22 protein-coding genes are annotated in these 24,375 nt (G+C 46.6%); 12 read left to right on the forward strand and 10 right to left on the reverse strand.

Going from position 1 to position 24,375, the window contains the following annotated elements:
• Positions 1–10 precede the first annotated feature (10 nt).
• Positions 11–370: an acyl-CoA synthetase gene (locus tag A9237_RS24375; protein WP_078609939.1), complete on the reverse strand. Its 360-nt coding sequence runs from the start codon at positions 368–370 to the stop codon at positions 11–13.
• 227 nt (positions 371–597) lie between these two features.
• Between A9237_RS24375 and A9237_RS24380 the strand changes: the two genes are divergently transcribed.
• On the forward strand, positions 598–780 hold the full coding sequence (locus A9237_RS24380; protein WP_032802795.1) for a hypothetical protein: 183 nt from the start codon (positions 598–600) through the stop codon (positions 778–780).
• 42 nt (positions 781–822) lie between these two features.
• On the opposite strand, the gene pncB is transcribed toward A9237_RS24380, so the two are convergent.
• A complete protein-coding gene (pncB, locus tag A9237_RS24385; protein WP_078609940.1) occupies positions 823–2,133 on the reverse strand; it encodes a nicotinate phosphoribosyltransferase in 1,311 nt (436 codons plus the stop codon).
• 390 nt (positions 2,134–2,523) lie between these two features.
• Here pncB and A9237_RS24390 point away from each other — a divergent pair, with 390 nt between their 5' ends.
• Both A9237_RS24390 and A9237_RS24395 read left to right on the forward strand, forming a co-directional pair.
• A complete protein-coding gene (locus A9237_RS24390; RefSeq protein ID WP_005436370.1) occupies positions 2,524–3,249 on the forward strand; it encodes an NUDIX domain-containing protein in 726 nt (241 codons plus the stop codon).
• A 32-nt stretch (positions 3,250–3,281) separates the two neighbouring features.
• Positions 3,282–3,935, forward strand: coding sequence for a nicotinamidase (locus A9237_RS24395; protein ID WP_078609941.1), 654 nt, complete (start codon positions 3,282–3,284; stop codon positions 3,933–3,935).
• A gap of 98 nt (positions 3,936–4,033) precedes the next feature.
• On the opposite strand, the gene sodC is transcribed toward A9237_RS24395, so the two are convergent.
• The 3 genes from sodC to katE1 form a co-directional block, all read right to left on the reverse strand.
• The gene (gene sodC / locus A9237_RS24400; protein ID WP_078609942.1) at positions 4,034–4,546 is read right to left on the reverse strand and encodes a superoxide dismutase family protein; all 513 of its coding nucleotides are present in this window, start codon (positions 4,544–4,546) and stop codon (positions 4,034–4,036) included.
• A 27-nt stretch (positions 4,547–4,573) separates the two neighbouring features.
• A complete protein-coding gene (locus A9237_RS24405; RefSeq protein WP_078609943.1) occupies positions 4,574–5,038 on the reverse strand; it encodes an ankyrin repeat domain-containing protein in 465 nt (154 codons plus the stop codon).
• 100 nt (positions 5,039–5,138) lie between these two features.
• On the reverse strand, positions 5,139–6,653 hold the full coding sequence (gene katE1 / locus A9237_RS24410) for a catalase KatE1 (protein WP_078609944.1): 1,515 nt from the start codon (positions 6,651–6,653) through the stop codon (positions 5,139–5,141).
• Between the two features lie 259 nt (positions 6,654–6,912).
• Between katE1 and A9237_RS24415 the strand changes: the two genes are divergently transcribed.
• From A9237_RS24415 to A9237_RS24425, 3 genes are all read left to right on the forward strand, one after another.
• Positions 6,913–7,269, forward strand: a complete 357-nt coding sequence (locus A9237_RS24415; RefSeq protein ID WP_078609945.1) for a VOC family protein — start codon at positions 6,913–6,915, stop codon at positions 7,267–7,269.
• Positions 7,270–7,454: 185 nt separating this feature from the next.
• Entirely contained in the window at positions 7,455–8,264 is an 810-nt protein-coding gene (locus A9237_RS24420) for an alpha/beta hydrolase (protein ID WP_078609946.1), read from the forward strand.
• Positions 8,265–8,398: 134 nt separating this feature from the next.
• The gene (locus tag A9237_RS24425) at positions 8,399–9,292 is read left to right on the forward strand and encodes a DMT family transporter (protein ID WP_078609947.1); all 894 of its coding nucleotides are present in this window, start codon (positions 8,399–8,401) and stop codon (positions 9,290–9,292) included.
• Between the two features lie 71 nt (positions 9,293–9,363).
• Here the strand turns inward: A9237_RS24425 and manA are convergent, their stop codons facing one another.
• The 3 genes from manA to malX all read right to left on the reverse strand — a co-directional run bounded on the left by manA (position 9,364) and on the right by malX (position 13,415).
• The gene (manA, locus tag A9237_RS24430; RefSeq protein WP_078609948.1) at positions 9,364–10,551 is read right to left on the reverse strand and encodes a mannose-6-phosphate isomerase, class I; all 1,188 of its coding nucleotides are present in this window, start codon (positions 10,549–10,551) and stop codon (positions 9,364–9,366) included.
• Between the two features lie 21 nt (positions 10,552–10,572).
• A complete protein-coding gene (locus tag A9237_RS24435) occupies positions 10,573–11,751 on the reverse strand; it encodes a MalY/PatB family protein (protein WP_078609949.1) in 1,179 nt (392 codons plus the stop codon).
• Between the two features lie 92 nt (positions 11,752–11,843).
• On the reverse strand, positions 11,844–13,415 hold the full coding sequence (gene malX, locus A9237_RS24440) for a maltose/glucose-specific PTS transporter subunit IIBC (RefSeq protein WP_005436347.1): 1,572 nt from the start codon (positions 13,413–13,415) through the stop codon (positions 11,844–11,846).
• A 237-nt stretch (positions 13,416–13,652) separates the two neighbouring features.
• Between malX and malI the strand changes: the two genes are divergently transcribed.
• Positions 13,653–14,675, forward strand: a complete 1,023-nt coding sequence (malI, locus tag A9237_RS24445; RefSeq protein WP_005453001.1) for a Mal regulon transcriptional regulator MalI — start codon at positions 13,653–13,655, stop codon at positions 14,673–14,675.
• On the opposite strand, the gene A9237_RS24450 is transcribed toward malI, so the two are convergent.
• Both A9237_RS24450 and A9237_RS24455 read right to left on the reverse strand, forming a co-directional pair.
• The gene (locus A9237_RS24450) at positions 14,672–15,412 is read right to left on the reverse strand and encodes a DeoR/GlpR family DNA-binding transcription regulator (protein ID WP_005436345.1); all 741 of its coding nucleotides are present in this window, start codon (positions 15,410–15,412) and stop codon (positions 14,672–14,674) included. The genes malI and A9237_RS24450 overlap by 4 nt on opposite strands.
• A 91-nt stretch (positions 15,413–15,503) precedes the next feature.
• Entirely contained in the window at positions 15,504–15,893 is a 390-nt protein-coding gene (locus A9237_RS24455) for a VOC family protein (protein WP_078609950.1), read from the reverse strand.
• 159 nt (positions 15,894–16,052) lie between these two features.
• On the opposite strand from A9237_RS24455, the gene A9237_RS24460 reads away from it, so the two are divergent.
• The 5 genes from A9237_RS24460 to A9237_RS24480 all read left to right on the forward strand — a co-directional run bounded on the left by A9237_RS24460 (position 16,053) and on the right by A9237_RS24480 (position 24,344).
• Positions 16,053–16,532 (forward strand): peptide-methionine (S)-S-oxide reductase, encoded by a 480-nt coding sequence (locus tag A9237_RS24460; protein ID WP_078609951.1) that lies wholly within the window; start codon positions 16,053–16,055, stop codon positions 16,530–16,532.
• A 452-nt stretch (positions 16,533–16,984) separates the two neighbouring features.
• The gene (locus A9237_RS24465; RefSeq protein WP_005436338.1) at positions 16,985–17,425 is read left to right on the forward strand and encodes a PTS sugar transporter subunit IIA; all 441 of its coding nucleotides are present in this window, start codon (positions 16,985–16,987) and stop codon (positions 17,423–17,425) included.
• 11 nt (positions 17,426–17,436) lie between these two features.
• Complete coding sequence (locus tag A9237_RS24470; RefSeq protein WP_005453038.1) at positions 17,437–18,837, forward strand: PTS fructose transporter subunit IIBC; 1,401 nt, start codon at positions 17,437–17,439, stop codon at positions 18,835–18,837.
• Positions 18,838–18,958: 121 nt separating this feature from the next.
• Entirely contained in the window at positions 18,959–21,790 is a 2,832-nt protein-coding gene (locus tag A9237_RS24475) for a GH92 family glycosyl hydrolase (protein ID WP_005429443.1), read from the forward strand.
• Positions 21,791–21,923: 133 nt separating this feature from the next.
• Positions 21,924–24,344: a GH92 family glycosyl hydrolase gene (locus tag A9237_RS24480; RefSeq protein ID WP_078609952.1), complete on the forward strand. Its 2,421-nt coding sequence runs from the start codon at positions 21,924–21,926 to the stop codon at positions 24,342–24,344.
• Positions 24,345–24,375: the final 31 nt, after the last annotated feature.

Genomic DNA, 24,375 nt, shown 5'->3' on the forward strand with positions numbered 1-24,375 from the left:
GCCAAACACCCTAAGCTAGACTCAAGAACAACTCATCATCGGTTAGATACTTATGACGATGACTCAGACTACGTAGGTGCATAAACATAAAATCAGGAAAACCAGGTGCGATAACGTTGTTTGGTTCCCAGAAGATGCCACCAACAAATACATAACGACCTTGCTTCTCATCATCATGGAAAGGGTTGTTGATTGGTGTTGTCAATTCAGCACGACAACCTTCGACAACGCAAACGATCTGACCTTTGAAGATCCCGATCACTCGTTTCACAAGATTAGCTTTAATCCCACACTTCCAAGCTTGGCGCGTTGCCCACTCATAGCCGTGTTTGTTGATCGCTTTTTTCTGTAGATGCACAACCAAATTCATCGTTCATTCCTGACTTGACCTTTGCTTGTACTATAACCAAATCGCCTGTTAGGTTTGCCGATATTAATTTATCGAAACCATAGAAGGTAAAAATCAAGAAACGAGAGCGTTACAACAAATCGCCATTTACTTAACGGTTTTTAGGATTTTTCTGACATTAGAAACAGAGTTGTGTTGCATAGAATAGCGTCACATTTATAAAAATAATTATGACAACAAGGTGACGTATGGCTTTTGATGACTACTGGAAGAAGGTTCGCGAAAAGCACCTGAAAAGTGCCAATCTAGAAGGGCTTATTGTAAAGAGGGTTCGCGCTAACACAGGAAGCAAACGCCTTCCCTATCGCACAAAATGTGGCGCGCTGTGCGAAATCAAATACAACGAAGTGTGTGAATCACAAAAAGAGTGATGACATTGCACCACCCTTTTTCATCATGACTCACTTCGATATTTAAGCGTCGATAAGGTAGTTATCACCCTCGTTTTCTAGACGGTCAAGCAATACACGACACTCATCGAGATCGAGCGGCTGCTCAAAACGACGCTTCAAATTCATCAAAAAGAAAATGTCTTCACACATCGCTTTCTCTGGCTCATCACTGATTTTCGCCACTGGAGAGCCATTACACGAAACCATCTTGATTACGATTGAAAGTGGCTTATAAGCGACACCTTGTTCGTTAGTGTACTCGCCCATATCGTTCGCCAAAAACGTACCAATACCAAAGCTGATTTGTACTCGACCTTGGAAGTGCTCACAAATGTCCAATGCTTGGTCAAAGTTTAAGCCGTCTGTAAACACCAAGGTTTTAGTCATAGGGTCGATACCAAGAGATTGGTAATGCTCAATCATCTTCTCGCCCCATGTGTAAGGGCAGCCACTGTCATGACGAACACCAGCGTAAGCATTACTTAGCTCTTCATCGAAGTCTTTTAAGAACGCATCAATACCAATGGTGTCTGTTAAAGCAATGCCTAACGCGCCATTAAACATCTTTTGCCAACGCTGCAATGCTACCTTTTGTGAATCACGAACATTCACTAGCGCTTGGTGTCCCATAAACCATTCGTGTGCCACCGTACCGATTGGGGTGAGATCGAGCTCTTTCGCCAAATGGTAGTTACTGGTTCCAGTAAGGCTGTCAGGCAACTCTTCGCTCAGATACTGTAGCATTGAACGCTGGGCTTGGAACGAGAAACGACGACGGGTCGACATATCAGCAAACTTAAAGTTAGTGATATTGCGGCGTGTTAGTTCGGATTTTAGATGACTAACTTTTTCTTGCAGAACAGATTGGAATTGCTCAACGGGAATGTCTGCCCAACGTGCACGGCTACGCACTTCGGACACAATACTCATGATAATGGTTTCGTAGAGAATGGTTTCTTTCCAAAGGCCATTGATGGTGATGCGTAATTGGCTTGTGCCATCAGCCATGGTTTTAGTATTGAAAGAAACGTCACGTTGAGGGTTAAAACGAAATGCATGCAGAGCGTCAACAAACTCAGAGCTAAGATAAGGCGCGACACCTTTCATGTACTCGATTTCTTCTGCCGAGAAAGTGATGTCTTGCAGTTTAAGAACTTCCGCTTTCACATCTGGCAGTAGTTCAGACAGGTCTTCTTCACTGCGAACAATGAATTTGTAGGACACCATCGCATCTGGATAAAGCGCTGCAACAGCACTCATCATATTCACTTTGTATACGTCAAAATCTAACGCACTTTGAATGATGCGAGACGAAAATAAATTGGTGGTCATTCGGAGCCCTTCTACACGCCCTTTTTCGTTTATACCCAAATTCCCTCAGCACGGTGCAAACCGCGTCTTATTGTTTTCCCAACAAAGTTGGTGGGAAGTTCTCAACAAGGCAAACTTGGGTATATAACTTGTTGTTACTAACTAAATTGCGTAAACAATAAACACCCACTATTAGTTTGTCAACTTTTGTTACTAACCACTCTTTTTTATAAGGTTTTTACGCGCAATAATCCAACAGCTATTGTGGATAACCTGAACAGATACGCACTTTCATGCTTAAACATCACTACTTAGAAAATACATGTACGTTTCTAACAATCGGTTACTTACCCATTGATTGACTACTTGTTATGCGCTAGATTACTTACAAATCAATCTCAGGACCCAATCATGATCGTAACTGTCGACATCATTCCATTCAGACTATCTGGCTGTGCCGATAAAGGGTTGGAAGTGTTGCTGATCAAACGCTCAAATCCAGAACGCCCCTACCACGGCGTGTGGGCTTTGCCTGGTGGATTTGTGTTTGATAAAGACATGACGCACGAAGGTGGACGAGCAGCAGACGAAAACTTCGAAGCAGCGCGACGTAGAATCTGCCGAGAAAAAATTCACACCTACCCTCGCCACTTTAGCGAAGCTTTTGTCGATGGCGACCCAAAGCGTGACCCTGAAGATTGGAGCCTGAACATCACCCACTACGCCTTAGTAGACCGCAATAACAAAGAGCAAATCGACAACGCTGGTGTACCAGAATGTCATTTGAAGTGGTTCCCGCTGCAAGCAATTCTTGATGGTGAAGAAACCCTCGCTTTTGATCACCAAAAGATGATTGAAAAGGCATGGCAGAAGCTGCGTGCCTCTATTGAATACACCTCAGTATTGTTGTTCGCACTCGATAAAGAATTTTTGGTCGCAGACATCATTGCCGCATACCAAGAGTTCGGTATTGATATCAGTCGAATGACGATCAAACGCCGCTTGATTGATTCCGGTGTTCTCAAGCCAACCAACAAAGTCGCTTCCACTAACAAAGGTAAAGGCGGTAAGCCAGCCATGGTGTACACCTTAGCAAGCGACGAAGTGACCTTTTTCCAAAACTGTTTGCGTGGTTAACGCAAGCACAAAAGACAGACAAGGAGTCTGCCATGACCGTTCGAGTTAACTACCAAACTACCGCAGTTATCGACGTGGATCCTGAAAAAGGCTTCACCGAACTTTGCCCTGACGAATTACCCGTCACTGGCGCATTAGAAATCGTTCCAGAGCTATTAAAGAACCACACTAAAGGTCGCTTAAAGCTCGTTAGCCGTGATTTGCACCCACCAAAAGCAGCTTGGGATGCAGAAACACCAGCAAATATGCTTGAACCTGTAGGCCTACCTAATGTGGACATTAAGTGGAACCGCCATTGCGTGCTTGGTACTAAGGGAGTTGAACTGCTGGACGGTCTACCTCCTGTTCTGGAGTACGATTTCCAAGTCAACAAAGGCATGGACCCAGACGCACACCCTTATGGCATCTTTTTCCACGACGTGGCTGATACCAAAACTACAGGTGCGAATGAGTTCCTTAAATTCAACCACATCGATACGGTTGTTGTTGGTGGCTTAGCGCTTGATTTTTGTGTGAAGAAATCCGTGACTCAAGCTCTCGATTTAGGTTTCAAAGTGATTGTGAACTTAGCCTCTAGCCGTGCAGTCTTGCCAGAAACTATCGATGCAGTGATTGCGGAGATGGAAGAGAAAGGCGCAGTATTTGTTAGCAATGCAGATGACATCATCGTCGAGAACTTCGCGTAATTTAAGTCGGTTTAAACTAAGCCCATCAGCTTTCGCTTAAAAAGAAAACGGTCCAGCTTATCTGGACCGTTTTTTGTTTGTGGCATCTAAGAAGGGGATTACTTAATCACACCACACACAATGCGAGCACCGCCGCCGCCAAGTTTCGCCGGATGGTCGGAGTGGTTATCGCCCCCAGCATGAACCATCAAAGCACGACCTTTTACGTCATCAAGTTTTACTCGTGGTGCCAATACTGGCTGGTCCGCCATTCCATGAGCATTAACGTAAAGCGCTGGTAAATCGCCAAGGTGATTGTCGTCCGCCCAAGGGAAGCCATGCTTGCCTGTTTTTTCTGGGTCATAATGCCCTCCGGCAGCACCGCCAAGTATCGTTTTACCTTCTTTGGTAACGCTGTCGCACGAGCCGTTAGCGTGTAGATGGAAGCCATGTGTACCAGCAGGTAAACCCTGTAGTTTCGGCATAAAAACGGTGCCGTAATCACTGTCGCTGATCATCACAGTTCCGGTTGATTGACCAGAGCCAAGGTCAATCATTTCTACGCTTACTGTCTCGGCAAAAGTTGGAGAAGAGAGAAGCGTAAGTGCAGCAAGCCATGTTTTTTTATTCATACTGTGGGTCCTATTTATTGTTATTTATCAGTGTTGAAGTGATTTCAACACATTGGATTGACCATAGATCTCGGCAAACTCTTTCAAATTTAACCCTGCTTTATTGCGCAGCTCTGGTGAACAGTCCGCTTGATAGAGGTCTTTCGCTATGCCGATTTCACGTTTGATGAGTGCCCCCATTAATGCGGTGTTACCACGCTTATCTTGCAGGCAGGCGTTAGCACCGGAATCGAGCAGCAAGCGAACGGTTTCTCTATGTCCTTGATATGCGGCCACCATCAATGCGGTATAACTTTGGTTATTACGTTGGTCGATTGGGAAGCCTTGAGAAACAAATGTATCGACCACGTCGTTATTGCCAATTCGCGCTGCGTCAAAGAACAGTTCAACCAAAGATTGGTACTCCTCTTCCAGTTTGTCTTCGGCAGCTAATAAGCTCAGCGAGAAGCTCAAAGAGAACAGAACGGCACTGAGCAAAAACACGGTTTTCATTTACTCACCCTCACTAACAGAATTTGAGAATGACCCACGGGAGCCCTGATTTTCGGGCAGAAAAGAGCAGATAAACCTCCCGCAGGTCAAAACTTATTGCTTACATCATCGCTTTGTTTTTCACTTGCTTAAGATTGGTATCTGTCGCCTCAGCCAGACGCGTACCGTACTCTTTATCTGCGCGATAGAAATAGCTCACCATGGTTTCCTTAACGTCTTTATCCATCACCTTGTTCAGGTCACCCGCTAAGTTGGCAATCAAATCACTCTGGTCTTGCTCGTTCATGCTGCGGAACAACACACCCGCTTGGTAGAAGTTACGAGGATTGCTGATCGCTTTTTGTTGAACAGTGCCAACCAGCTTGGTTTCAACCGCTTTAAATTGCGTGTCTTCTGCCAACGCCAGTTTACGGCTTGGTTCGTAGTTCACATCACCATTGCCTTGCTTCGCGTTGTTGCTCAATCCATCTTGGTTATGGTTATTCACTGATGCTAAAGGACGGTTTACTGGCAGCTGGAACAAGTTCACACCCACGCGGTACAGCTGTGTATCTGCATAAGCGAACAAACGGCCTTGTAGCAAACGGTCTTCCGATGGCTCGATACCAGGAATCAAATTCGAAGGCGCAAATGCCGACTGTTCAGTGTCTAAAAAGAAATTTTCTGGTAGGCGGTTCAACGTCATAGTGCCGACTTTTTGATCCGGTACATTCAGCCATACTTTGGTCGCATCCAACCCGTTGTAATCCAGTTTGCTCAAAGCTCCTGGTGACAGTACCTTCACGTAGAGATCCCACTTAGGGTAGTTACCACGCCCAATTTCTTTATACAGATCATTGGTTAGATGGTTGAAGTCCTTACCCTGCATTGCGGTGACTTCCTCAGGGCGCAGGCTTTCGATACCTTGTTGGCTCTTCCATTGGAACTTCACATAGTTCACATCGCCTTGCTTATTGATCCACTTGTAAGCGTGCACACCAAAGCCGTCCATTGTGCGATAGCTTGCTGGCGTCCCTAGGTTGCTATAAACCCAAGTCAGCATGTTGGTCGCACTCGGCTCATGACTGAAGAAATCAAAGAATCGGTTTGGATCCTGAACGTTGGTAACAGGAGACGGTTTTAGAGAGTGCACCATATCCGGAAACTTAATTGAATCGCGGATGAAGAACACAGGCAGGTTGTTCCCTACCAGATCCCAGTTACCCTGTTCAGTATAAAATTTAGTGGCGAAACCACGAGGATCGCGAAGTGTCTCAGGTGATCCTTTTGAGTGAATAACGGTCGAAAAACGTACGAAAACAGGAGTTACCTTTCCTTTGTTAGTAAAAGGAGCGGAAACCGTTAAGTCACTAAAATCACCCGATGCAACAAACTCACCGTAAGCACCTGTACCGCGAGCATGCACAACACGCTCAGGAATTCGCTCTCTGGCAAAACGCTGCAATTTTTGGATCAGGTGAACGTCTTGCAGTAATACGCTGCCGTTTTCACCTGCTGTGATTGAATTCTGGTTATCACCGACTGGTGCACCGTTGTCTCTTGTCAGGGTTTGCGCCTGTAGAGATGTGCTGGCTAAGCCAACTGTAATTAATAAAAAGCTTTTTGACATCTGCATGGTTGCTCTCCAATGCGTGCTAACCATTTGACCAGTCGAGTGGTCAATGGATACTCAAAAGCTCTTTTCTGCCCACGAAGAATATATCTTCAATGATTACATTTGTTTAATGGGAAATAACGATAGATTTAATAGGGATAACCAATGAAATTTTTGAGGTTTTATCAGTTTGATTAATAAAACCTAGGCTCGGGCTGAGAAACTCGACGGAAGAGTTAATACACTGACAGAAAAGCACAGCGATGAAAAGGACACCAGAATGCACCAACATGAAAAGTTAAATTACGTTGAGTTTGGCACGCGAGACATCAATGCGACTAAACAGTTTTTCGAGCAAGCCTTTGGGTGGCGCTTCGTTGATTATGGTCCTGAGTACAGTGCCTTTTCAGGTCAAGGCTTGGACGGCGGCTTTTATGCAGCAGAGCAAGTCAGCCAAACAACAAATGGGGCAGCATTATTGGTGTTCTATAGCTCAGATATTCACGCAACTTTAGCCAAAGTCGAACAGTTCGGGGGGCAAATCATCCGCCCGATCTTCGAATTCCCGGGAGGTTGTCGTTTCCATTTTACCGAACCAAGTGGCAATGAGTTCGCGGTCTGGTCTGAAAAGCATTAATTAATGACAAATAAAAAGTAATTAATGACAGGTAAAACAATAACGTACCACCGCATTCGATAATTGACTCGAAGAGTTACAAACCCGCTCGCCCGCCTTTTCATTTATTGATAGCGCGGGGCTTTTTGATTGCTCAAATCTTATACAGTTTCTTTTGTTCTTTAAATCAAAAGTAAAGGTAAAACATGGAAGTTTTGAAGCGTTGGTTCATCGCCCTTTCTTTAGGGCTTGTGTTATCGGCATGCGGAGGTGGTGATGGCTCCGGTGTGGATTCCTCAACATCGGACAACAATCTCAATCAAATACAGGCAAGCATCTTTTCCAACATCACGGGCGTCACCTACCCGTATGATGTTTATTTGCCTGAGAACTACGAAGACCGACTTAGTTCTTTGCCCGTCATCTTTGTCTCGGATGGTGGAGGCACGGGATTGAGCTTCGCAGAGCTTATCGATGATTACGGTGCTGAAGTCATTCTCGTTGCCGTTCACGAAGGCCCACCGGGACGCAGAGACATTGATTACTTGCCTCCGGGCGTAGATGACTACTATCTCTTTCTTACGCAGGAACTCATTCCTATTGTTGAAGCAGAGTACGATATCGATCCGACTCAGCGCACGTTAGCTGGACATTCGTTTGGAGGTGCGAAATCCGCTTATGTGATGCTTACGGAAGATGTTGGTGCCGAGTTTTTCTCAAACTTTATCATCTCTGATGGTTCTTTTTGGCGTATTGAAGACACCATTTACCCTGTAGAGGAAGAGCGCTATCTTATTTCTCTTTGGCTCGAAGTGACGGCGATTTTTAGCGCCACATCTAGCAGAACAGGGAATTTTTATTGGGTAGATATCTTCTACAGCCATATTAAATCGAAAGAGTACCAAGGTTTCACTCTCCCTCCTTTGATTCACTACAACGGATTAAATCACGGCGTGATGTGGTACCACACTTATAGAGACAGTCTGCCAATCTTGTTTCCAAAAGAAGAAATTTAAGATCATCAAAACAAGTCAGCGGTAGCCAGATTCGGAACTGGCGTTGCATTTCTGGTTGATCTCATCCTTGGTTTAATCCACTGTTAGCGCAACAATTAATCAATGAGGCGCTAGACCTCGACCAAGGATGTAACATGACTGCAGCCAGTTTTTTTCGCTTACTTTGTCTCGCTGCTATTTGGGGTGGCTCGTTTCTATTTATGCGAGTCGCCGCCAATACGTTCGGACCGGCTTACTTAATCGAATTTCGAGTGGGGTTTGCAGCAATTGCCTTGTTGCTCATCTCCATTTATCTCAAAAAGAGACTCTCCTTCACCGCGCATACCAAACATTTCTTTATTATTGGATTGTTTAACACCGCGGCACCGTTTCTGTTTTTCGCCTATGCAGCACAAACACTCAATGCCTCAACTTTATCGATACTCAATTCAACAGCTCCTATTTGGGGCGCATTGATTGGCTTTATCTGGTATCGCAGCCCGCTGACCAAGAAAGCGATTCTTGGCATGGCGATTGGTATCACTGGCGTCGCAGTATTGGTCGGTTGGAGTGCGGTGAAGATTGGTGAGGAGGCTATTCTCCCGATCATTGCTAGCTTGTTGGCCGCATGTAGCTATGGAATCGCAACCAACTACACTAAGAATGCTCCTCAGATTCCGGCTTTCAATAATGCGCACGGCAGTATGTGGGCAGCAGTGATTTGGGTTCTTCCGCTACTGCCATTTTTACCAATGCGTGCAGAGCCAACCAGTATAGAGTGGAGCTCTGTGGTCGCTCTCGGTGTGGTTTGTACCGGTTTGGCGTATTTGCTTTACTTCCGTTTGGTATCAGAAGTAGGACCAGCATCGGCACTTTCTGTTACCTTCCTCATTCCAGTCTTCGGAATATTATGGGGCTATCTGATCCTAGATGAACCAATCGGCTTCAACACCATCATTGGGACCATTCTGGTGCTAAGCGGGACAATGTTGGTAACAGGCTTCTCTCCCGCCGCGATGCTGGCGAAACGAAAAGAGAAAGTCGCTTAACCGTTTTTAGGCGTCATAAAATCAAATAAGGCCGCTGTTCAAGCGGCCTTTTAGTATTAACAACGAAATGACTAGTTATACGCCCTCGCCAACGTACCATTCCCTTGATATTGGTAGAACTTACAATCGTTAGTGATAAACGCGGATTCTCCGGCTTTAAGAGTCAGACTTGTCTCTGATGTCATGACCTCAACACTGCCTTCAACACAAAAAACAATCTCAGCACCACGCACAAACTGTTGCTTGCATTCCTCATCGGAAGAGAGAATATCAAACCCAAAATCGTCCACCGGAATTGGATAGCTCAACTTGCCCTCTTTGTGGATTGGCGACAGTTTAATCTGTTCCGGTTGCGTGGTGTGAAATGCCGTATTGGCGATAAGCTCATCCACATCAATGTACTTGGGCGTTAACCCAGCTCTAAGCACGTTGTCTGAATTGGCCATGATTTCCAACGCTGTACCCTGCACATACGCATGAGGCGTTTCGGCATGGAGGAACATCGCTTCACCTGGCGCGAGTTCTATCGTGTTCAACATCAACGGAGACAGCAATCCAATGTCTTGCGGGTAGTGCTTTTGAAATTCCGCCACATAACTGAGCACTTCTCTTTCCAATGCCGTCTTTGGATCACGCTCTAACGCTGCGTCCAGTTCTGCCAAGGCTTGAATTTTATGAGCTTCGCTCAAGGTCATGATCGCCGTGAAGAAGTCCTTCAACCCGTCTTGATTTGGGTGCTCGGCTAACGCTGACACCTCACCATCTAAACTGCGAATACCAAATTGGCGGAACAGCGTCAGTATCTGTTCTATCGGACGAAAGCCATTCATCGCCTTGTAGAAAGTCAGTGCGTAGACCAACTCTGGCTTGTGGTTGGCGTCTTTGTAGTTGCGATTAGGAGCATCAAGTGGAATACCTTGTTCATTCTCTCGTGCAAAACCAAGCTCAGCTTTGCGCTTGTTAGGATGAACTTGAATCGAGAGCGGAGAATCCGCCGCAAGCACTTTGAATAGGTAAGGAAGTTCCCCGAAACGCATCATGGTGTAATCACCAAACATGCTTGCTTTATCTCTCGCAATCACATCAGATAACAACTCACCCGTTGTTGCGAGGCGCGAGCAACCATTAGGGTGCGCTCCCATCCAAATTTCAGCTTGAGGTTGATGGTTCGTATTGTCGATGCCAAATAGTTTAGAAATCGACTCTTTGCTTCCCCAAGCGTAGTTTTGAATCACGTTATCTAGCTTGAACAGTGACATCTCACACTCTCCCGCGATGTTTTAACGCTGCAATTTGATCGCTTGAATCAAGGCTGAAACGCCCTGCTCGACTTTGCTTCTCGGGCAACCCAGATTGAGTCTGAGATAACCTTTACCGGAATCGCCATAAACATCTCCAGACATGATGGCGACATTGAATTGCTCAATTAATGCCTGATTAAGCAGCATCATATCGAGATTCAAAACAGATAGATCAATCCAAGCTAAATAGGTTGCGTCTGGGAGAAGGTAACTCACTTCAGGAAAGGCGCCTTCAAGTGCTTCTTTGACGTATTGATGGTTAGCCAATACATACTCGTTGAGTGCCTTTAGCCAAGGCTCTCCGTGACGATAAGCCGCCATCGTACCAAGCACGCCCATGATAGAAGGCGATGAAAGACCATCCACCTCTTTGAGTTTATGCAGATAACGTTCGCGAGTTGCTGAATCCGCGATCAACGCATACGCGCCATTCAAGGCTGGAATATTGAATGATTTAGACGCCGATGTAACGACAGCCCAATCTTGTGAACGGCCAAGCCCCACGTAAGGGATGTGACGCTTAAAGCTCACGTCCATGTGGATCTCATCCGAAATCACTTTGACTTTGTGTTGGTTACAAAGCTCCGCCATCTTTTCTAATTCGCTTTGGTTCCACAATCGCCCTGTTGGGTTGTGAGGGCTGCATAACAACAGCACAGTGTTGTTCTGGTCAGCGAGTTTGGTTTCCAGATCTTGCCAGTCAATTTCAAATCGACCTTGCTGCTTGATGAGCGGACTGCGAACGCACGCACGACCTTGCCCTTCAACCATTTTGTCGAACGCATCATAAGCTGGTGTATGGAACACCACGCCTTGTCCCGGCTGGCTCCATTGCTCAATCAACTTTGACACAATGTAGATAACCGATGGTCCGTACACCACTTGCTGAGTGTCGATTTCGCAGTCAAAACGAGTTTGATACCAGTAGCGAATCGCGGACTTAAAATCCTCATGGTTCCAGCGGCTATAACCTAATACCGGATGCTCTAAACGTTGTTTAAGCACATTCATCACCGGCTCTGGCGCAGCAAAATCCATATCTGAAATGGTAAATGGCAATAAACCCGCTTTACCAAATCTATCCTGAACGTAGTCCCACTGCGTGCAGTAAGTGCCAGTGCGATCAATCGGTGTATTAAAGTCGAAATTCTGAGTCATACGAATATTCCAATATTAAGGTCCCTCGTCACAATCTCATTGGGGGGGAGGATGGAGATTGTGCCGAGGGGGAGCATCTATCAAGGCAGTGATTAGCTTGCAGACATGATGGCTTGCATTTCGTTCTTCACTAGGTGAACTTGCGTACCAATCACGACTTGCAGGTTGTGCTCATCGAGCTTCACTACACCCAGCGCGCCATTGGCTTTCAACTTAGCGTCGTCGACCAAACTCATGTCGTTAACAGACAAGCGAAGACGAGTGATGCAGTTATCCAGAGCCGTGATGTTCTCTTTGCCACCAAGAGCTGCCAGTACTGCGGCACCTTTGCCAGATTCATTGATGAAAGCGGCTTCAAGCTCTTTGTCCACTTCCGCCGTATCGACTTCACGACCTGGTGTTTTTAGGTTGAACTTAGTGATCGCAAACTTAAATACTGAGTAATAAACCACGAACCAAACACCCGCCACCAGCGGTACTAAGTACCATTTCGTTGCCGTGCCTTGCAGGATACCGAACACCAAGAAATCAATAAGGTTGCCGTCTGTGTTACCGATGGTGACATCAAGCAAGCCCATGACCATAAAGCCCAGACCAGTCAGAATCGCATGGACAAAGTAAAGCACTGGCGCAACGAATAGGAACAAGAATTCAAGCGGCTCAGTGATACCACCTACCACACAAGCTACGACGCCAGAGATAAGCAGCGCTTTAATTTTTGAGCGGTTCTCAGGGCGAGCACAGTGGTACATCGCAAGTGCTGCACCCGGTAAACCGCCTAGGAAGGTTGGCATTTTACCTTGAGACAAGAATGCCGTGACTTCCGGAGTAAACGCCGTTGTATCAGGACAAGACAATTCAGAGTAGAAGATGTTTAGTGCGCCAGACACGGTTTGACCACACACATCCATAGTACCGCCTGCTTCAGTGAATCGAATCAGCGCAACCAAGATATGGTGAAGGCCGATTGGCAGCAATAGACGCTCGCCTGTACCAAACAGCATTGGACCGAAATCACCCGCACCTTCAATCACATGACCGATACCATTGATGCCCGCAGCAAAGTAAGGCCATACGAATGGGATAAACACACCGACAACGCCCAGTACCAGTGCAGAAATGATTGGAACAAAACGAGCACCACCAAAGAACGCTAGCGCATCTGGCATTTTGAAGGTGTAAAAGCGCTGGTGAAGTTTCGCAACAATCACACCAACGATCACCGCGCCAAGGATACCAGTATCAATCGATTCAATGCCGATGATGCTTTTCACGCCGTATGCGGCACGTTCCGCTTCACTGTCTAGTACACCAGCGACGGTTAGGAAGAAGTTGATCGCAAGGTTGAAGGCAGCATAACCAACAAAACCCGCGAAACCTGCCACGCCTTTTTCTTCACGTGCTAATCCAAGCGGGATAGCTACTGCGAACATCACAGGCAAGTAGATGAATGCGACAAGACCGATTTTGGTCATCCACATAAACAGGTATTGCAGAGGGGTGTTGTCTAAAAATGGGATGGCTTCTTTGATAGCGGCGCTAGAAAACGAGCTGCCGACACCAAGAAGAATACCTGAGAATGCCAGCAGCGCGACTGGCAACATGAAGGTCTTGCCGAGGCTTTGCAAGAACTCCCACATGGTCGATTTATTGCTTTTAGACATAGTTTGTCTCCGGAAATTGAGAACTTGTAGGGCTCATACACATCACATTATGTGCGCATGAAGTGTTGTTTTTATGCACTCAATATACGCTGCTAAAAATTTTGATAAAACGTTTTACCAAAAATTCTGTGATCGAGTTAGATATCTTTTTCCACAAACTGTGTAGGGCTTTTAAAATCAACCTAATAGGGTTACAGTTTGATGATAAAACGTTTTTCTAATCCATAAAGTGAATCTATGTCGTCAAAAAAAGTGACCATTACAGAAGTCGCTAAACATGCTGGCGTGTCAGTTACCACCGTCTCTATGGTGTTGGGGAATAAAGGGCGGATCTCTCCAGACACGATAGAAAAGGTCAACGCTGCGGTTGAAGAGCTCGGCTATATCCGTAACCGTGCCGCTGCCAACCTACGATCCAATTCCAGTGAAATCATTGGATTGATCCTCAAAGACATCAGTGATCCCTATTACGCAGAAGTCGCAGCAGGATTGAGTGAAGAAATCGAGCAGCAAGGTTACATGCTGTTTCTGGCTCAAAGTGGGGATAGCCAAGAAAAGTTTGAGAAGTGTGTATTAACCATGGCACGCCAAGGTGTCGGTGGTATCGCATTTTGCCCAATTGGTGAAAGCCAGCAATTCAACGTCGAAAACCTCAAGCAACACAATCTGCCAATGGTGTGCATTTCACGCGCTTCGGTAGATAAGCAAATCGACTACGTGGGACCAGATAACATGTACGCCGCCAAGTTGGCGACGGAGCATCTGGTTAAGCAAGGGCATCGCAGAATCGCTTATGTCGGCGGTGCGAGCAGTTCTTTGTGTCGTGCTGAGCGTATTGGTGGGTATTGTTCAACTCTGATGCAGTTTGGTTTGCCTTTCAAACCTGAGTGGGTGGTCGAGTGTGAGAAAAGCCAAGCGTCTGCCGCTCAAACTGTGCAGCAACTGTTGTTGGAACATCCACAGATTACTGCGGTTCTTTGTCACCATTCCTCGACGGCACTAGGCGCGGTCTATGGCATACATCGAGCAGGACGTTCCATCGGTAAAGATCAGTTTATCGGCGAGCAAGTATCGGTGATTGGTTTTGATGACGTTGAAGAAGCAGAGTTAATTGAACCACCGCTTACCTTCGTTAATTCCAATGCACGAGAGATGGGAAGACAAGCAGCAAAACGATTAATCAATCAACTCAAGCAAGAAGACAGTGAGCCTTACAGCTTGATCTTGCCTCCTAAACTTATTGTTCGTGAGTCGGCTTAACCCAACACCACTTCCACGCCTTGCTTTCTCAATTGTTCGAGGTCGCTTTTCGGAGCTGCTTCGTCGGTTAACAGCACCGAGATTTCACTCGTTTTACCAATCGAAGATGGGTAGATTTGCCCAAACTTGCTTGAGTCCGTCAGCACAATGTTACGACGCTTTTTCGCAATGATGGTTTCAGCGATTTCTGCGCGCATCATGTCTCGGCTAGTAAAGCCAGTATCTTGATGGAAGCCGTCAATACCCAAGAAAGCCGTGCTGAAGTGAATGTTCTCGATACATAGCTTGGTTAACGGTCCAACTAAGCTCTCGCCTTGATGCTGATACACACCACCGAGCAAAATGATGTTAGCTGAGGTGTTACGGATGAGGTGAGCGATGTACGCTGATGGGGTAATGATGGTGACGTCACCACGTTCAGCCAATGTGCGAGCCAAGAGCGCATTAGCACTGCCGCCTTCGATTAACACGGTTTCGTTTGGTGATACCAAATCTGCCGCTTTGTTGGCTAACGCTTGTTTTATGTCGAAGCGCACTTCGAGTCGCGTATCAATATCGTCACTTTGTAGCGCCGTCGCTGCGCCATGTACACGCTTCAAGTAGCCTTGTTGCTCAAGGAAGTTCAAATCCTGCCTGATGGTCACGCCCGACACGCCAATGATGTCAGAAAGCTCCGTCACTTGAACGCGTTTGCGGTCATTAACCAATTGCAGGATTTCATTTTGTCTTGAGTTCACAGGCTCGCTCCTTATTGATGAGCTTGCAGTATACGCCCGAACACTTTCATATGAAAGCAGCCTGTGAACGATAGAAATAAGCTAAGTCGCGTTACACTGTAAGCTCAAGACGGTTGCCATCCGGATCTAACACGCAGCTTTCATAATAACCATCACCTGTTTGTCTCGGACCGTCGATCCATTGGTAGCCATCATCCACTAAGGTTTTGGTCAATTGATCCACTGTCTGCTCTGATCCTAGAGAAAAGGCAAAGTGTGCCAACCCTGTTACCAGCATCGCATGAGATTTTTCACAGGCGGTCACACCTTCCATCGACATTAACTCCAGTCGTGCGCCACTTTCAAACGAAAGAAAGTAAGATGAAAACTGCTTGGTTGGATTGTGGTATTTATCGTTAGACACCGCGTTAAAGTATTTCTCATAGAAGGCTTTTAGCTCTTCCAAACGTTCAGTCCAAATCGCGATATGTTCAATTTTCATTAGGATTCCCCCTAGCTCTTAACTGCGTTCAATCTAACGAGGAAACGCAGCACAAAAAAGAGAGCAAATCACTTCTGAGTTGTTCCTGTTTTATGGTTGGAGTTGTGTTTGAATGAAAGTGATGCCCATAATGGCGCAAAGATTTTTCAGGACAGAATGATGGAAGAAATTTACTTCGCAGGCGGCTGCCTTTGGGGTGTTCAAGAATTTATGCGCCACCTTCCGGGCGTAATTAGCACCGAAGCAGGACGAGCAAATGGCTCAACAGACAACACTCAATCTGAATACGATGGCTACGCAGAATGCGTGAAAACCCAGTTCGACCCTGAGCAGGTTTCGGTTGAAACTTTAATGGGGTATCTGTTTGAGATCATCGACCCGCACAGTGTTAACCAGCAAGGTGAAGACGTAGGTGAGAAGTACCGTACTGGTGTCTATAGCCAAAACGAACAACACCTAGCGATTGCTAAAGCGTTTATCGCAGCAAGACCAGACGCCGATAAGATCGCCGTAGAAGTGCTGCCACTCACAAACTATGTGCCAAGTGATGATGAGCACCAAGACCGACTCACGCGATTTCCAAACGACTACTGCCATATCCCGTTAGATTTACTGCATAAGTACAAGAATCCATCTTAATGGACTAGCTAAATTCAGCGTACCAACCTCTCCTAACTTCCCCTTGGCTTTAAATTCGGAGCTTACACATTGGCCAATGTGTATCAAGGGGAGGAACTAGCTCAGTTCACAATCAGCTCTCCTAAGCGCTTTATTTCTTTTCTCAAAGAGATAGAAAATTACGTTAATAAAAGGTTATTGGAGGAGCTTTAGCACAAAGCCTCTTTTTGATAGCAAAATTGAACCATATTTGATTCCCTTCTCGTTTATTTTCAAGCTTCATTATTAATTTCAAAATAAATGGAATATAAGTCACAATACTAATTCCCTTCTAGCTCATTGATATTAATGACTTCTATCACACTTAGCTCTCAGTGATACAAAAATATAGTTATTGGATTTTTTTTACTATTTCAGAAAACCGTAACATTAATTAAATTTGCCTCATTACTTCAGTACCAATGAGTCAAAAAATGATTACAGAACTAACAAACGTCAATTTAATTAAAGGCAACCTTCAAGCAAATAATAAAAAAGAAGTCTTTGAAGAGCTAGCACAGATGCTATTCGAAAATAATCGAATCAGCAGCAAAGAGGCTTTTTTAACCGACATCGAAGCACGTGAAGCATTAAGCGTGACTTCAATGGACGGCATCGCTTACCCACACGCAAAAAGCAAAGCGGTTACAGAGCCTGCAATCGCTGTTGGCGTAAAGCGCGAAGGCATCGAGTATGGCGACGAAGAGGGAGTCAAACCGACCGTATTCTTCATGATTGCCTCACCAGATAACGGTGCCGACCACCATATTTATGTTCTTCAAGAATTATTCGGTAAATTTAGCGAAGAGTTTATTGAAGATATTCATAACGCAAAAGACGAAAACCAAATACTAAATATTTTAATTAATTCATAAGGCGTGAAATTATGAGTACAATCACAGCTCAAGCTAGTAATAATAGCGATTTCAAAAAAATCCTAAGTACCATGAAAGGTCACCTTTTATTCGGTACTTCTCACATGCTTCCATTTATCGTTGCGGGTGGTGTACTACTGGCGCTAGCGGTAATGGCATCAGGTAAAGGTGCGGTTCCAGCAGACGGTTTATTGGCTGATATTTCTAATATCGGTATTAAAGGTCTGGTGCTGTTCCCAATTATTCTTGGTGGCTTCATCGGTTACTCAATTGCAGACAAACCAGCACTAGCACCAGCGATGATCTCTTCTGGCATCATGGCTGACATGGGCGGCGGCTTCCTTGGTTGTATCGTAGCGGGTTTCATCGCAGGTGGTGTGGTATTCCAACTTAAGAAGATCCCTCTTTCTGCTAACATGACTGCGTTGGGCGCTTACTTCATCTACCCTCTACTAGGTACGCTTATCTCTGCAGGTATCGTTCTATGGGGTATCGGTGAGCCAATCAAGATCTTCATGGCGTCTATGAACGAATTCCTAGCTTCTATGGCTGGCGCTTCTAAAGTGGTTCTAGGTACGATTCTTGGTGGTATGACTGCATTCGATATGGGCGGTCCAATCAACAAAGTAGCAACGCTATTCGCTCAAACTCAAGTTGATACTCAACCGTGGCTAATGGGTGGTGTTGGTATCGCAATCTGTACGCCTCCTCTTGGTATGGCACTAGCAACATTCCTATTCAAGAAGAAGTTCACTAAGCAAGAGCAAGAAGCAGGTAAAGCAGCAGCAATCATGGGCTCTATCGGTATCTCTGAAGGTGCTATCCCATTCGCTGCAAACGACCCAGTACGCGTTCTTCCTTCAATCGTTGCTGGTGGTATCGTTGGCTGTGTGTTCGGCTTCCTAACAGACGTACTACTACACGCACCATGGGGCGGTCTAATCACAGCACCTGTATCAAGCAACATCCCAATGTACGTTGTGGGTATCGCACTAGGCTCACTAACAACAGCAGTTATCGTTGGCTTCTGGAAACCAGTTGCTGAAGAAGAAGCAGAAGACGAAATCGTTGAAGCAGCACCTGCACAAGCTCAAGCGGCTCCAGCAGCAGGCGAAGGCGAGTACGACATCGTAGCAGTAACATGTTGCCCATCTGGCGTAGCACACACATTCATGGCAGCAAAAGCACTAGAGAAAGCAGGTGCGGCAGCGGGTCTGAAAATCAAAGTAGAAACTCAAGGTCAAAACGGTATCCAGAACCGCATCACTGACCTAGATGTAGCAAACGCGAAGCTGGTTATTCTAGCTCACGATATCCAAGTAAAAGACGCTCACCGCTTTGCAAAAGCAAACGTTGTTGAGTGTTCAACGAAAGAAGCGATGCGTAACGCAGCGACTCTTGTGAAAGCTTAAACCTTAAGCTCCTCCCCCTAAGAGCCCTTTCCCCCAAAGGGCTCTATTTCAAGTTTTTAAGTTTTAGTAATACCCCTGATTTTTTTAATTATATAACCCTACAATTTACAAGGCTTTAAAAATGAAATTCAAACCTTCCCTACTCGCTTGCGCAGTTCTCAGTGGTCTAGTCGGTCTGACTGGCTGTAACGACGACACAACCAACATTTATGAAGGCGGTGACACCAACCCTGCACTGCCGGATATTCCTGACGGCGGCAAGCCAGTATGTCCTCCAGTTGGCGATGGCGACTGTGATGACAAGCCAAACCCAGAAACACCTGAAATCGACATGGGCGTTCACATCCCGGTAGATTTCGCCGATATGGACGTAACACGCTACGTCAACCCATTCATCGGCACAGGTAACCTAGGCAACACCTACCCTGGTGCAACCACACCACACGGCATGGTGCAGCTTTCTCCAAACAACGGTTCTAACGGCTGGGAATACATTTCAGGCTACTACTACCACGACGCACGTACTTCCGGTTTCTCTCATACCCACCTTTCCGGAGCAGGTGCTGGCGACTTGAACGACATTCTCGTTATGCCAATCAACTCACGTTCGGATTACATGATTGATGAAGGTTCGGCAACGCTAAACCTAGAAGCGTCTCGCTTCCAACATCGTGACGAGCAAGCTACGGCAGGCTACTACAAAGTCGATCTATTGGATTACGACATCAAAGCTGAGTTGACGGCGTCGGATCGCGTTGGTGTGCACCGCTACACCTTCCCTCGTGATGAGAAGTCAGAAATCATCGTGAACACTGGCTTCAAAATTAACTGGGACTACACCTCAGATTCTTACTTGAAATGGGACAAAGACAATAACCGTCTAGAAGGTCACCGTTTCTCTGATGGTTGGGCACCAAGCCAAAAAGAATTCTTCGTGATGGAATTCGACCAACCAATCAAAAACGTTCGCTTTGCTTACTACGATAAAGAGCAAGGTCGTTACATGGACGTGCCAGAAGGCATCACTGAAATCGGTAACGAGACACGCGGCAAGTACCAATACGCACGGGCTTACGTTGAGTTCGACACATCCAAAGACGGCTTAACGGTTGAGGCGAAATTGGCGCTATCAAACGTTGAGATCGGCGAGAACGGCAAGTCTGGTGCTTCTCTTAACATGACAGAAGTTGCGGGCATGAACTTCGATCAAGTTCGAGAAGCGGCAACGAAGAAATGGGAAGACGAACTCGGCAAGATCCAAGTCTCTGGCGACGAAGATTACAAACAGACGTTCTACACCGCGATGTACCACTCGTACCTAGGTCAAACCATTCACTCTGACTTAGATGGTCGCTACCGCCAAGTTCACCAAGGTCGTAACGCTTACCCAGATGGCAACACACCTTGGGGCGACAAGATCGATACGCTGAAAGAATCGATCCGCACTGCCGATGCCAACAAAGATGGCAAAGCAGACTTCACGCGTTACGACACTTTCTCTTTGTGGGATACCTACCGCGCAGTTCAACCGCTATCTTCGATTCTTGAGCCAGACCGCTTAGCAGACGTAGTACTGTCTATGCTGTCTTACGCTGAAGAAGAATGGGTGGATGACAAAGGCAACGTGCGCAAAGGTCGCCTGCCTGAGTGGACATTCAAAGGCAACGAAACAGGCATGATGATGGGCATGCACTCAACGCCTGTGATTCATGATGTGCTGTCGAAAGGCTCACTAGAAAAACGCATGATCGATCTTGGCTTTACAGAAGCAGAGCGCAAAGACGTTAAAGAACGTTTAGTTGAAGCGATGATCACAGATGCGCGCGCCGCAACGAGCCAAGGCGTAGCATGGATCAAAGAGTACGAAGAACAAGGTTACGTGCCAGCGCAATTGCACGACACTCCACCGGATTCTTACGGCGGTCACTCACCATTTAAAGACTCTTGGACAGCATCTTACTCGCTTGAGTACTCAATGAACGACTGGGCAATCGCGCAATCGATCAAAGAAGTGTTCGGAGAAGAAGACCCACGCTACACCGAGTTCGCTAACCGTTCTAAAAACTGGCAAGCGCAATTCGACTTCGGTGGTAAGCAATACCAAGGTTGGTTCAAAGCCCGTGACTACGATGGCGAGTTTATCGATGCTGGTTGGGTAGACCCAATCACCGGTCGCGCGGTTGGTAAAGACTGGCGTCCAGACATGTTCAACTGGGCATTCTCTGAATCGAATGGCTGGCAATACTCGTTCAGCGTTCAACATGACATTCATGGCTTGATTGACCTGATGACACGCTTCGACAAGACACAAAACCCTGAAGCAGAACGTGGTGACTTGTTCGCAGCGCGCTTGGATGAGTACTGGTCAACCTACCCAGACCGCAACGCAGGCGACAACCAATTCCCAGTGTTCAACACAGGTAACGTTGGTCAGCACGTGCAAGGTAACGAACCAGATATCCACGTACCGTACTTGTACAACTACGTAGGTCAACCTTGGAAAGGTCAGGCAGCCATCGCCGCAGCAACCAACATTTGCTACAAGAACACCGCTGACGGCATTTGTGGTAACGACGACTTCGGTACGCTCTCTGCGTGGTTCGTGTTCCGTGCACTTGGCTTCTACCCAGTGAACGCTTCTTCTGGCATCTACGAAATCGGTACTCCGCTGTTCGAAAGCGCGTCTATCGATGTTGGCAACAACCAGAAGTTCACGGTGACCGCGAAAAACGTTAGCCGCGAAAACATCTTCATTCAGTCGGCTCGCTACAACGGCAAAGACTTCAACCGTACTTACCTAACTCATGACGAAATCATGTACGGCGGTGAGTTGGAGTTCGTGATGGGCGACAAACCAAATCAACGTTGGGGCTCTCTAGAGCAAGATCTTCCACCAGCACAAGGCATCGGTGAGTTCTTGCATGAAGACGAGATGCCAGCAGGTTCTCGTTAATCCCAATAGTGACAACTCAGTCGGGGGAGCGCATCTCCCGGCTATCCCTACAAGAAAATTTTATAAGCAGTCCTTTATAAACAGGCTCTTATAAACACTTTTTATATACGAATAACGACAAAACGGTATGCACATGTTTAAACGTAATCTTATCTCTTTGGCTATCCTGGTTGGTCTGACGGGTGGCTTGGCTGGCTGTAACAGCGACAACGATTCTTCCTCTTCACTGCCGGGTGATCCAATTGTTGATCTTGCGGTATTGAAATACGTCGATCCAATGATCGGCACAGCAGCTTCTGGTCATACATTCCCGGGGGCGACGGTACCGGCAGGTATGGTTCAACTATCTCCAGATACTTTCATCGGCTCTAACACTGATCACGAATCAGGGCTTAACCCTTGGCACTCAGCTTCTGGCTACTGGGATTCATCCAACTACGAAACTGGCGAAGTAGTTAACACTGACGTTCCGCTGTACGGCTTCTCCCATACTCACCTTTCAGGTACAGGCGCAACAGACTTAGGCGACATCTTGGTTCTGCCATACGCAGACATGGCGAACACACAACTGAACTCTTTCGACAAAGCCAATGAAGAAGCAAGCGCAGGCTACTACAAAACCAAACTAAACCAAGGTCAAATCGAAGTAGAACTGAGCGCCACCAAACGCGTTGGTTTACACAAATACACCTTTGCTGATGGCGCGGACCGCAACGTGAAGTTCGATTTGGGTCATACCCTAATGAACAACAACGGCAAGTCTTTGAAGAACAAAGTAGAAGTGGTGGACGAATACACCATTCGCGGTCGTAAAACCTCAACTGGCTGGTTCCAAGGGCAAGATCACCAAGGTCAAGACATCTTCTTCTATGCGAAATTCAACCAACCAATTGCCAAAGCACTATTGGGTGAACAAGACAAAGAACCAACGCGCGAAATGCGCAATGGCGCGGTTTACTCAGGCGATGATCTGACCGCTTACCTAAACTTCGGCACAGGCGAAGAACCAATTGAAATCCGCGTCGGTATCTCTCCTGTTAACTGGCAAGGCGCACAGAAAAACTTAGAAGCGGAAGCACCAAGTTTCGACCTAGCACAAGTGAAAGAAGACGCTGAATACGCGTGGGCTGAGAAGCTAGCGAAAATCAAAGTTGAAGGCGGAACTGACGCAGAGAAAACCAACTTCTACACTGGCATGTACCACATGATGATCGCTCCAATCGAGTTCTACGATGTGGATGGTCAATACGTGGATATGCTTGGCACGGTGCGCACACTGAAAGATGGCGATACACCAAACTACTCGATTTACTCAACGTGGGATACGTTCCGCGCCGTTCACCCAATGTGGACCATCATCGACCCAGATCAAGCAACGCTTTACGTGAAAGACTTGATTCGTAAATCTAACGACGAGTTTGGTCTATTGCCGAAGTGGGAAGGTCACGGCTCAGAAACTGGCACCATGATCGGCTACCCATCGGCAGCAATTCTAGGCGATGCGGTGACCAAAGGCTTGATTGATGCAGAGCAAGCTTACACCGCATCAGTGAAATCAGCACGTTACACTCCGCATGAATACCCACAGATTCATGACGACATCCTAAGCTCACTCATGGCAGGTCAGTTGAACTACCACGAGAAAGAACAGTGTGTTCGCTACCCGAACTGGAACTCAGTGTCGTACTCATTGGAATTCTCATTCTACGATTGGACGATCGCAGAAATGGCAAAAGCCGCTGGCGATATGGACGCGTATGAAGAGTTCAAAACCCGTTCTTACAACTCTTTGAAACACTGGGATGCGAAAGCTGGTAACGCAGACGGCACGGGCTTCTTTGTACCGACAGAACTGAAAGAAGGCGACCCATGTGCGCTGAAATACGCTTCAACTGACTTCGACCCTTACAAGTCTGACGCGTTCTACTACACAGAAGGTAACGCGTGGCAATGGCAATGGGCGTTCATGCAAGACTTGGACAAGCTGACTGAAATCATGGGCGGCACGCAAGGTCTGAACGACAAGCTGAACAACCTATTTACCGCCGATCCAAATGGCGGCGAAGCGCACCAAGACATGACAGGCTACATCGGTCAGTACATTCACGGTAACGAACCTTCGCACCACGTCATCTACTTGTACAACCGTACTGAAGAATCTTACAAGGCGCAGGAATACCTAGACCAAGTTTACGACCAGTTCTACAAACCGACGCCAGACGGCATCATCGGTAACGAAGACGTAGGTCAAATGTCGGCGTGGTACTTGATGTCGGCACTGGGCTTCTACCAAATCTCGCCAACCGATCCAACCTACAGCATCGGTCGTCCAATCTTCGACAAAGCGACGGTAGACATTGGCTCTGGCACCTTCACGGTAACGGCTGAGAACAACGGTCCAGACAACATGTACATCAAAGAAGTAACCATCAACGGTAAGCCTTTGGATGTGTACAACACCTTCCAGCACAGCGAATTCAAAGCAGGCGGCGAACTGCACTTCGTGATGACAGCTGACAAGTCTGAAGCAATGCAAGCCAACCTAGGCGAATAATGATTTTGAGGGGACCTCGTGTCCCCTTTTC

It is taken from the genome of Vibrio owensii (genome assembly GCF_002021755.1).
Classification (GTDB): domain Bacteria; phylum Pseudomonadota; class Gammaproteobacteria; order Enterobacterales; family Vibrionaceae; genus Vibrio; species Vibrio owensii.